The 1,984-nt window shown below is 70.7% G+C and carries 1 protein-coding gene and 1 pseudogene; both read right to left on the bottom strand.

Features of this window, described 5'->3' with window-relative positions:
- Positions 1 to 181: pseudogene (locus BN903_RS02455) on the bottom strand (DJ-1/PfpI family protein); the annotation flags it as partial.
- 66 nt (positions 182 to 247) lie between these two features.
- Positions 248 to 1,984: carbamoyl-phosphate synthase large subunit (carB, locus tag BN903_RS02450; protein ID WP_048076229.1), on the bottom strand; the 1,737-nt coding region annotated here is incomplete at its 5' end.

Raw genomic sequence — 1,984 nt, 5'->3', positions numbered from 1 at the left:
CCCCGACCCGGGTCCCGTGGCTCGCGGTCACCTCCTCGCGGTCGGCGAGCGTGACGTACCGGACGCGGCCGGCGCGCTCGTCGTCCTCGGCGGCGTAGTCGAGCGCGTAGTCGAACACCTCGTACGGGCCGATCCCGTCCAGTTCGTCGAAGCCGTCGTACAGCAGAATATCGACGTTCATGCGCCAACCGAGGGGGGCGGACCGCTTGTGCGTTCCCCTCCGCGGGCCGCCCTCTCGCACCGCCCTCTATTCGCCCGCGCCCCAGTCCGCGACGCGCTTCGGGCGGTCGGAGACCGCCATCACGTCGAGGTCGTCGCCCGCGTGGTCGAGCGCCTCCAGCGCCGCCGTCGCGGAGGCGTGCGTCGAGAAGTAGGTGATCTCCTCTTCGACCGCCACCTCGAGGAGGTCGCGCTGGCGCGAGACGATGAGATCGAGTTCGCCGCGCTTGGCGGCCTCGATCAGGTCCGTCGCCTCGCTGAGTTCGAAGTGCTCCGCGTACCCGGCGACGAGCGCCTCGCCCGCCTCGGTGTCCGGGTCCGGGAACTCCTCGGCGGAGAGGTCGACGACGGCGGTGCCGGACTCCGGAATCGGCTTGCCTGTCGCGTCCTGCGCCTTGTCGTACGCCTTGCCGAAGGAGGTGGCCGTGCCCATCACCTCGCCCGTCGACTTCATCTCCGGGCCGAGCCGCGGGTCGGAGCCCGGCAGCCGGTCGAACGGCAGGACGACCTCCTTCACGGAGCGGTGTTCCGGGATCTGCTCGTCGACGTCGAGGTCGGCGAGCGTGAGGTCGTCGGTCATCACCTTCGCCGCGAGCTTCGCGATGGGGACGCCCGTCGCCTTCGAGACGAAGGGGACGGTCCGCGAGGAGCGCGGGTTCGCCTCCAACACGTACACCTCGCTTTCCGCGTCGGGGTCGTCGACCCCGGTCACCGCGAGCTGGACGTTGAGCAGGCCGACCGTGTCGAGCGCACGGGCGATGTCCTCCGTGACCTCGCGCACCCGCGCCAGCGTCCCGTCGTCCAGCGAGCGCGGCGGGATCATGCACGCCGAGTCGCCCGAGTGAACGCCCGCGCTCTCGACGTGTTCCATCACGCCGCCTAACAGCACGTCCTCGCCGTCCGCGACGGCGTCGACGTCCAGTTCGACCGCGTCGTCGAGGAACTGGTCGACGAGGATCGGCTTGTCCGGCGAGACCCGGACCGCCTCCTCGATGTACTCCTCTAACTCCGCGTCGTCCTCGACGACGCGCATCGCGCGGCCGCCCAGCACGTACGAGGGGCGCACTAAGACGGGGTAGCCGATCTCGTGGGCGAGTTCCAGCGCCTCGGCCTCGCTCGTCGCGGTGCCGCCGTCGGGCTGGGTGACGCCCAGCTCGTCCATCAGGACGTTGAACCGGTCGCGGTCCTCCGCCAGATCCATCGCCTGGACGCTCGTGCCCAGAATCTCGCAGTCGAGTCCGCGGCGCTCGATCTCGGCTTGGAGCGGTTCGCCCACGTTGACCGAGGTCTGCCCGCCGAACTGGACCATCACCCCGTCCGCGCCGGTCGTCTCGATCACGTCGGCGACCTCCTCGGCCGAGATGGGCTCGAAGAACAGCCCGTCGGAGGTGTCGTAGTCGGTCGAGACCGTCTCCGGGTTGTTGTTGATCACGTGCGCGTCGATGCCGAGTTCGCGGAGCGCGCGCACCGCGTGGACCGCGCAGTAGTCGAACTCGACGCCCTGACCGATCCGGATCGGGCCGCCGCCGACGACCACGACGCTCTCGACGTCGGGGTCGACGCGGACCTCGTTCGCCGCGCCCGCGGTGTCGGCCCCCTGAAGGAACTCCGGCAGCCGCGCGGAGTAGTAGTACGGCGTCGAGGCCTCGAACTCGCCCGCGCAGGTGTCGACCTGCTTGTACGTGCGGTCCGGGACCGCGCTCTCGACCTGTCCCACGTCGGCGTCGACCCCGCCGGCGGTCGCGGTCGCCGCGATCTCCGCGTC

This window comes from Halorubrum sp. AJ67, from assembly GCF_000513435.1.
This window is presented reverse-complemented; position numbering and strand designations above follow the sequence as displayed.